Source organism: Frankia sp. CpI1-P (assembly GCF_001421075.1).
GTDB classification, from domain to species: domain Bacteria; phylum Actinomycetota; class Actinomycetes; order Frankiales; family Frankiaceae; genus Frankia; species Frankia torreyi.
The window spans coordinates 137635-145545 of record NZ_LJJX01000015.1; the positions used below are offsets into that span (position 1 = coordinate 137635).

At 72.1% G+C, this 7911-nt stretch carries 8 protein-coding genes and 3 pseudogenes; 7 read left to right on the forward strand and 4 right to left on the reverse strand.

The window, feature by feature from the left end:
• Positions 1 to 26: 26 nt before the first annotated feature.
• Positions 27 to 560 (forward strand): NUDIX hydrolase, encoded by a 534-nt coding sequence (locus tag FF86_RS12760; protein ID WP_242418656.1) that lies wholly within the window; start codon positions 27 to 29, stop codon positions 558 to 560.
• Between the two features lies 1 nt (position 561).
• Here FF86_RS12760 and FF86_RS12765 read toward each other — a convergent pair whose 3' ends face one another.
• Both FF86_RS12765 and FF86_RS66015 read right to left on the reverse strand, forming a co-directional pair.
• The gene (locus tag FF86_RS12765) at positions 562 to 1299 is read right to left on the reverse strand and encodes a DedA family protein (protein WP_236705376.1); all 738 of its coding nucleotides are present in this window, start codon (positions 1297 to 1299) and stop codon (positions 562 to 564) included.
• 183 nt (positions 1300 to 1482) lie between these two features.
• Positions 1483 to 2205 (reverse strand): annotated as a pseudogene (locus FF86_RS66015) (SDR family oxidoreductase); the annotation flags it as partial.
• Between the two features lie 206 nt (positions 2206 to 2411).
• Here FF86_RS66015 and FF86_RS12775 point away from each other — a divergent pair.
• Together FF86_RS12775 and FF86_RS12780 are read left to right on the forward strand one after the other, a co-directional pair.
• A complete protein-coding gene (locus tag FF86_RS12775) occupies positions 2412 to 2684 on the forward strand; it encodes a hypothetical protein (RefSeq protein ID WP_052681036.1) in 273 nt (90 codons plus the stop codon).
• 94 nt (positions 2685 to 2778) lie between these two features.
• Entirely contained in the window at positions 2779 to 3069 is a 291-nt protein-coding gene (locus FF86_RS12780) for a cupin domain-containing protein (protein WP_242418657.1), read from the forward strand.
• A gap of 29 nt (positions 3070 to 3098) precedes the next feature.
• Here the strand turns inward: FF86_RS12780 and FF86_RS12785 are convergent, their stop codons facing one another.
• Complete coding sequence (locus FF86_RS12785) at positions 3099 to 3686, reverse strand: pyridoxamine 5'-phosphate oxidase family protein (protein WP_044884797.1); 588 nt, start codon at positions 3684 to 3686, stop codon at positions 3099 to 3101.
• Between the two features lie 158 nt (positions 3687 to 3844).
• On the opposite strand from FF86_RS12785, the gene FF86_RS12790 reads away from it, so the two are divergent.
• The 4 genes and pseudogenes from FF86_RS12790 to FF86_RS12800 form a co-directional block, all read left to right on the forward strand.
• The coding region (locus tag FF86_RS12790) for an alcohol dehydrogenase catalytic domain-containing protein (RefSeq protein WP_396229849.1) at positions 3845 to 4665 on the forward strand (821 nt) is incomplete at its 3' end.
• 1 nt (position 4666) lies between these two features.
• A pseudogene (locus FF86_RS47235) lies at positions 4667 to 4837 on the forward strand (IMP dehydrogenase); the annotation flags it as partial.
• Positions 4838 to 5283: 446 nt separating this feature from the next.
• Positions 5284 to 6417: an LLM class flavin-dependent oxidoreductase gene (locus tag FF86_RS12795; RefSeq protein ID WP_044884795.1), complete on the forward strand. Its 1134-nt coding sequence runs from the start codon at positions 5284 to 5286 to the stop codon at positions 6415 to 6417.
• A 129-nt stretch (positions 6418 to 6546) separates the two neighbouring features.
• Positions 6547 to 7455, forward strand: coding sequence for an SAM-dependent methyltransferase (locus FF86_RS12800; protein ID WP_044884794.1), 909 nt, complete (start codon positions 6547 to 6549; stop codon positions 7453 to 7455).
• A 242-nt stretch (positions 7456 to 7697) separates the two neighbouring features.
• On the opposite strand, the pseudogene FF86_RS47240 reads toward FF86_RS12800, so the two are convergent.
• A pseudogene (locus tag FF86_RS47240) lies at positions 7698 to 7911 on the reverse strand (transposase); the annotation flags it as partial.

The window sequence follows — 7911 nt, forward strand, 5'->3', positions numbered from 1 at the left end:
ATGAGGATTACAGATTGAATGATCGGGTGATCTCCGTGGTTCGGGACTATCTGGTCGCGTACCCGGCGGAGGCCGAGGGGCTGATCCCGCTGCTCGACCTGGCGACCACCGCGGCGCCGGTCACCGCCCGCACCACCCTGCCAGGCCACGTGACCTGCGGGGCGGTCGCCGTGGACACGACCTTTCGCGTCCTGCAGGTCCGCCACCGTAGCCTCGATCGCTGGCTTTTCCCCGGCGGGCACGTCGACGACGCCGACGCCACCCTCGCGGCCACCGCCCTGCGGGAGCTCGCCGAGGAGACCGGCGTTCTCCCCTCGGCCGTCCGGCCCCTGCGGGATCTCCCGGTCGACATTGACGTCCACGCGATTCCCGAGAATCCGGAGAAGGGCGAGCCGGAACACACTCACTACGATTTCCGGTTCATTTTCCAGATTCTGCGGTCCACGGGTCCGGGCACGGTGGACCTGCGCCTCGACGAGGTCACCGACCACCGGTGGATCCCGGTGTCGGATCTGGACGGACCCACCGGGGCGCGCATCTCCGCCGTGCTTGCCGGCTGACCTACCGCGCCGCGGTCGTCCGCCCGCGCTCGTCCGCCCCGCGCTCGTCCATCCCGCCGTCGCCCAGCCCGCCGTCGCCCAGCCCGCCGTCGCCCGCCGCCCGGTCCTCCTGGGCATGCCGGGTCGGCTGGGGATGCTGGGTCGGCTGGGGATGCCGCCGCGACCACACCCACCGGCCGCCCTCAATCGCCACGGTGACCGTCCCCGCCAGCCCGAACGCGAGCAGGAAGCCCTTCCACGGCGCGTCGGTGAAGGTGGACCCGCCCACGAAACCGAGCAACGCGTTGTAGCCGCTCCAACCGACGGCGCCGGCGGCGGCCGCCGGCACGAACCGCCGATAGTCGAAGTGCGTGGTGCCCGCCACCAGGGTGGTGGCGGTCCGGCCGCCCGGCACGAACCTGGCAGCGATGATCAGGGTGACGCCGCGGCGATCTAGGGTTCGCCGGGCCCAGTCGAGCGTCCGTTCCCCGCGTGGTCCCCGGACGACCAGGCGGGCGACGCGCTCACCGAACAGGCGCCCCAGGCCGTAGGCAAGGTTGTCGCCCGCGAACGCCCCGACGGCCCCGACAATCATGATCAGTATGAGGTTGAGGTCGCCGGAACTCGCGAGCACCCCGCCGGTGATGACCATCGTCTCACTGGGGACGACCGGCAGGACCGCGTCGAGCAGGCAGATCCCCCAGACCAGCAGATAGGTCCACCAGGCACCGGACATCGCGTCCACAAGTTGGTCGAACACAGCACAGGTCGTTTCCCGCCTGAGCCCGCGCAATCCGGCTGTGCGGCATGGTTATTGCCCGGAACGAAAGGCCGGCGCGTGGTCCGCGGCCCAGGTGGCGAAGGTACGCGCCGGCCGGCCCGTCACCGCACCGACGGTGTCCGACACCGCGACCGGCCTGCCGTCGCTGTCCGCCTGGTACCNCAGCAGCGTGTCGGCGATCCCGGGCCAGGCGGAGGGGCCCAGCTGCGCCTGTAGCTGAGCCCGTGCCTGGTCGAGCGAAAGGGCCTCGAAGCGCAGGGGGCGGCCGATCGCCGCACCGATCAGCTCGACCTGCTCGCGCGCCGTCAACGACTCCGGGCCGGTGAGGGCGTAGCGCTTCCCCTCGTGGCCGGGTTCGAGCAGCGCGCGGGCGGCCACCGCGGCCATGTCCCGCTCGTGGATCGGCGCGGAGTGGGACTCGGGGTAGGCACCGCGCACCACGCCCTCGGCCCGGATCGATGGCGCCCAGCCCAGCGCGTTCGTGGCGAACGCTCCGGGCCGGACGAAGGTCCACGCCAGCCCGGACGCCGCGATCGCCTCCTCCACGACCACGTGACGGCGGGCGATCGGGGTCGAGGTGTCGGGATCCTCGGCCGACAGCGAGGACAGCAGCACGATCCGTTCGACCTTCGCCGCTGCGGCGGCGTCGAGAAAACCGTCGATGCCCGCCGGTTCCGCGTAGAGGAACACGGCGGTGACGCCGTCGAGCACCGCCGGGATCGACTCCGGCCGGGCCAGGTCGGCCGCTGCGACCTGCACCCCCGCCGGCACGTCCGCCCGGGCCGGATCCCGGCTCACCACCCGCACCGGTGCGTCCACGGCCAGCAGTTCGTCGATCAGCGCACGGGCGACCGACCCGCGCCCACCCGTCACCAGAATCGTCATTCGCCTTCAGCCTCCTCGCGATGCACGGACTGATCCATCCTGTCGGTCCGCCCCGATCCCGCATCCGGCATCACGCTCGGCGACCATCGCCACCTGACGCGCCGCNGGATCCGCGATGACCGCCAGCCGAGCCAGTCCTCGTCGTGTTCAGCCTTCACGATGAAGTCCGGTTCACGTCAATCCGACGCGCCGGATATCTTTGTCCGGTGGACACAGTCGAGTTCCACATCAAACCCGCGGCGTTCCCGACTGGCACGGACACCGCCGTCGAGCCGTGGATGGGCTGTCGCTGCGGAGACCCGGGTTGCTGGCCGCTGACCGCCGACATTGTGCTGACCCCCGAGACGGTCGGTTGGCAGCATTTCCGCAACGGCCATCGGTCCTGGGATCTTCCTGCTCTCGGGCCGTTCCGATTCGCCACCTCGGACTACCTGGCCGCCCTGGAACGGACCAGCGACGGGCCCGATTCGACCCGGTGACGGACGGGACGGCCGGCACCCGTCCGACGAGGTCGCCGCGTGGCAGGACGCGCCCCTGCGGTACTACCGTTCAGGCATGGTGCGGCCGGCTCCCGTGATCGTGTCGAACGGTGTGGTGGTGCCCGCGGAGGCGGAGACGGTGCTGCGCGGTCAGGGCCTCGACCCGCAGCGCTGGTCCGCCGGCCCCGACGCCTGGTTCGCCGCGCATGCCCACCCGGAACACAAGATCCTCGTGTGCGTGGCCGGGGAGATCACGTTCTTCGGCGGCGACGAGCGGTGGCCGATGGCTCCGGGCGACCGCCTCGACCTGCCGGCCGGGACGCGCCACGAGGCGTCAGCCGGCCCGGCAGGCGTGACCTGCGTCGAGGCGTTCCGAGCCGGGTAGCCGCATTGTCGACAGCGCCCCGGTCGGAGTCAGGGGGCGCGGTCGGGCGGCGTCGGCGTCCAGATTCCGGCACGGCGCTCGACGACGACGGGAACGAGGCCGAACGGATCCGGGTGCAGGCGGCGGGTGAAGTCCATCAGCTCCAGCCGCAGGGGGTCGAGCCTCAGCAGCACGAAGTCGTCCCCGAGCGGGCCGGCGGGGAAGAAGGCGGCCAGACCGTCCTCCCACTTCGCGGCGCGCTCGCGCTCGTCGTCGACCACGCTGACGGTCGCCGAGACGCTCAGGTACGCCAACGCCGCCCGGTCCTCGACCGCGTACGCCACCCGGCTCTCGGGGTTCGCGGCGATGTCGGCGACCTTGCGGGAGCGCGGGCTGGTGCCGATCCACACGGTGAGGTCGTCGGTCACGGCGAGATGCTGGACGAGCCGGGCGTGGGGAGTGGCCTGGTCGCGGGCGGCCTGGTCGTGGGTGACCCGGCCGGACGCGTCGCGGCGAGCCGCGGCGCCCACAGTGGTCAGGAAGCCGTAGGGATTGCGGCGCAGCAGGGCCTGCGCGGCCGCCAGGGCCTCCTCGACGGGCCCCGCCCCCGCCGCGGACTCGGCACCGACATCGGGCATGGGACGGACGATAGCGACCGGCCGGGGCGACCACCCCGGCGCCCCGATCATCCCGGATCGGATAGCGTCTGGTGACAGGTACGGTTCCGGNCGGGCCACGGTCGGATCGCACCGCGGTGGGCAACCGCCGGGACGATGCGTCAGGGAGGCATGGGACTGTGCGAGCGACCCTGCTGGAGGACGTCGGGAAGATCGCGCTACGGGAGTCTCCCGACCCGGTCGTCCAGCGCCCCACCGACGCGGTGGTGCGCGTGACCGCGAGCTGCATCTGCGGCTCCGACCTGCATCCCTACCGGGGGAAGGTGCCGACCGCGTTCCCCAAGCGGGTCGGGCACGAGTTCGTCGGCGTCGTCGAGGACATCGGCGACGAGGTCACGACCGTGCGGCCCGGCGACGTGGTCGTCGCCCCCTTCCTGATCAGCTGCGGCACCTGCCGGTACTGCCGCGCCGGCCTGCAGACCTCGTGCGAGAACGGCTCGGTCTGGGGAACCGACGACCGGTCCGGTGCCCGCTCCGACGCCTGCCAGGGCGACTGGATCCGGGCACCCTTGGCCGACGGGACCCTGGTGCGGGTCGGCACCGAGCTGCCCGACGCGTTGCTGCCCGACGTCCTGGCGCTGTCCGATGTGATGGGCACCGGTCATCACGCCGCGGTCAGCGCGGGGGTGGGTCCGGGCTCCACCGTCGTGGTCGTCGGCGACGGCGCCGTGGGCCTGTGCGCGGTGCTCGCCGCCCGCCGCCTCGGAGCGGAGCGCGTCGTCGCGATGTCGCGGACGCCGAGCCGGCAGAAGCTGGCGGCCGAGTTCGGTGCCACCGACATCGTCGCCGGTCGTGGAGCGGAGGGCATCGCGCAGGTGGCCGAGCTGCTCGGCGATGGAGCCGACGCCGTTCTGGAGTGCGTCGGTTCACAGGAGTCGCTGGAGCAGGCCGCCGCGGTCGCCCACCCCGGTGGACGGCTGGGCTGTGTCGGCGCCCCGCTNGGCAACCTGCCGCTGGGCCTGTTGTTCATGAAGAACGTGCGGCTGGCGGGCGGGGTCGCGCCGGTGCGTGCCTACCTGCCCGAGCTGCTCGACGACGTGCTCGCCGGCCGGGTGCGGCCGGGGCGGATCTTCGATCTGGAACTGCCGTTGGACGAGGTCGCCGAGGGCTATNGGGCGATGGACGAACGCCGGGCGATCAAGGTGCTGCTGCGTCCCTGAGCGCCGCCGCCCCTGAGNCGGTCTGGCTGTCCGGATCGCTTTCGTGCCCACGGAAGCGGCGACTCACCGGGGGCGGCGACTCACCGGGTGCGGCGTTTCACCGTGCGCGGCAATGGACTGGACCCCGGCAGGGGCTTACCGTTGGGCCATGCGCGGAGATCCCACCCTGGTCTGCCGCCTGCACGTGGATTTCGCCCGGGTGGCGAGTGCGCTGTGTTGCGCCCCGCACTGCCCGGTGTCCCGCTGATCGGTGCCGCGGCCGGCCCCTCGGGCGGCTGATTCGCCGGCAGAATCCCGGACCACGCGTCCACCGGTCCGGACGCACCGTCGATTCGAGGCTCAGGCCTCCGATCCGTCCCTCGCCCGCCCCTCGCCCTCCGGCCATCCGGGAGACTCGCGTGAGCGTGCACGCCCACTGGTTCCTGCCCACCTCGGGGGACAGCCGCAACCTCGACGCCGCCGCGGTGAGCGCCAAGGAAACCCCCCACCTGCAGCCCGCCGCCCAGCGGCCGCCGAGCATCGGCTACCTCGCCCAGATCGCCGCCGCGGCCGAGCATCTCGGCTACGAGGCCGTGCTCACCCCGACCGGCACCTGGTGTGAGGATGCCTGGCTCACCACCGCGGCCCTGCTGCGCGAGACCACGCGGCTGCGTTTCCTGGTGGCGTTCCGGCCCGGTTTCCTCAGCCCCACCCTCGCCGCGCAGATGGCGGCGACCTATCAGCGCATCTCCGGCGGACGGCTCCTGCTCAACGTGGTCACCGGCGGCGACGCCGACGAGCAGCAGCGCTTCGGCGACTGGCTGAACCACGACGCCCGCTACCGGCGCACCGAGGAGTTCCTGCAGGTCGTCCGGGGGGTGTGGACGGGCCGGCCGGTCAACTACGACGGCGAGCACTACGCGGTGCGGGGTGCCACCGTCCGCGAGCGTCCCGATCCGACGCCACCGATCTTCTTCGGCGGCGCCTCCCCCGCAGCCGAACTCGTCGCCGCCCGGCAGGCCGACGTCTACCTGCTGTGGGGCGAGCCGCCGGCCGCCGTCGCCGAACGGCTCGACCGGATGCGGGCACTGGCCAAGGATCAGGATCGCGAGCTGCAGTTCGGCATCCGGCTGCACGTCATCACCCGGGACACCGCCGGCGCCGCCTGGGCGGTCGCCGACGAGCTGCTCGCCCAGCTCGATCCGGCGGCGATCGCCGCGGCGCAGCGACGTTTCGCCAGAACCGAGTCGGTCGGGCAGCAACGGATGGCGGCCCTGCACCGCGGCAGCCTAGACGCGCTGGAGATCTCCCCGAACCTCTGGGCGGGTTTCGGCCTCGTCCGCGGCGGCGCCGGTACCGCGCTCGTCGGCAGCCACGCCGAGGTCGCGGACCGCATCGCCGAGTACCACGATCTCGGCATCGAGCACGTCATCCTCTCCGGCCACCCGCATCTGGAGGAGGCGTACTGGTTCGCCGAGGGCGTCCTGCCCCTGCTGCGACACCGAGGACTGCTCGCGCCGTCACCGGTGTCGGCGGACGCGATCCGGGCCTGACGGCGCGGCCGCCGCACCCGGCTCGTCGATCGATGACGTCGCCGCCGGGGCACCCATACGGGGCGAGCTACGTGCCGGATACGCCCGATCCCGCACCGCAGGCGCGCAGTCACCCACTATGGTGGTTCCGTGACAATCCGCCAAGACGAAGGGCACAACGCGCCGGAGGGCGCCGGCTTCGACCTGAAGGTCGACGTGCCGCATCCGGCCCGCATGTACGACTACTTCCTCGGCGGCAAGGACAACTTCCCCGCCGACCGGAAGACCGCGGAACAGGTCCTCGACGTGTTTCCGAACTCCCGGATCGTGGTCCGGCAGAACCGCCTGTTCATGACCCGGACGACCCGCTACCTGGCCGCCGAGCTCGGGGTACGCCAGTTCCTCGACATCGGCACGGGCATCCCGACCTCGCCGAACCTGCACGAGGTCGCCCAGGGCGTCGCCCCGGACGCGCGGATCGTCTACACCGACAACGACCCGATCGTGCTCGCCCACGCCCGCGCCCTGCTGGCCAGCACCCCGCAGGGACGCACCGCCTACATCGACGCGGACCTGCGGGACACCCGCCGCATCCTCACCGCCCCCGAGCTGCACGAGACCCTCGACCTGACCAGGCCGGTCGCGCTGTCACTCATCGCGATCTTCCATTTCATCCCGGACGGCGACGACCCGTACGGGATCATGCGTCACCTCGTCGACCTGCTCCCGTCGGGCAGCTACGTCTCGCTGACCCACCTGACCGCCGACTTCGACCCGGCGATGCGCGAGGTCGAGCGGGCCTACCTGGCCAGCGGCGTCCCCATGCACCTGCGCACCCGAGCCGAGGTCGAGCGGTTCTTCGACGGCCTGGATCTCGTCGAGCCCGGACTGCAGGTCGTCCACCGCTGGCGGCCCGAGCTCGCCGCCCCGGCCGAGACGGACCCGGCCGGCGACGGCGCGACCGCGACAGACCCGGCCGCCCGAGTGAAGGCCATCCCGCTGTCGGAGCTGACCGACGCCCAGGTGAGCATCTACGGCGCAGTCGCCTACAAGCCCTGAGGGCGGGCTGGTGAACACCTCACCCACACGGGCGCCGTCTTGCGAAACCTTACCGACAGGCTGACATAACGAGGAATTGTCAAGACCTGTGGATGGTGATCGTTAGGCGGCTTGGTTGACGGGTGTGGTGGNGGGTCGTTCGACGAGCTGGCCGGCTTCGAAGACGGCGCCGGCGCGGACGAGGGCGACGAGGTGGGGTGCGTTGACCGCNCNCCAGCGGGCCTGGGCGGCCTCGATGAGCNTGAACGCCATCGCCAGCCCGGCGGCTCGTGATCCCGGTCCCTTGGTGACGCGGGCGCGGTGGCGCACGGTCGCGAACGTGGACTCGATCGGGTTCGTGGTCCGCAGGTGCACCCAGTGTTCGGCGGGGTAGTCGTAGAACGCCAGCAGCACGTCCAGATCGTCGATGACCTTCGCGACGGCCTTGGGGAACTTCGCCCCGTAGGCGGCGGCGAA

Excerpts from the sequence above, each read along its gene's own strand:
- FF86_RS12785 (WP_044884797.1), bottom strand. The coding sequence starts at position 3,686 with ATGCCCGATGTCGGTGCCGAGTCCGCGGCGGGGGCGGGGCCCGTCGAG.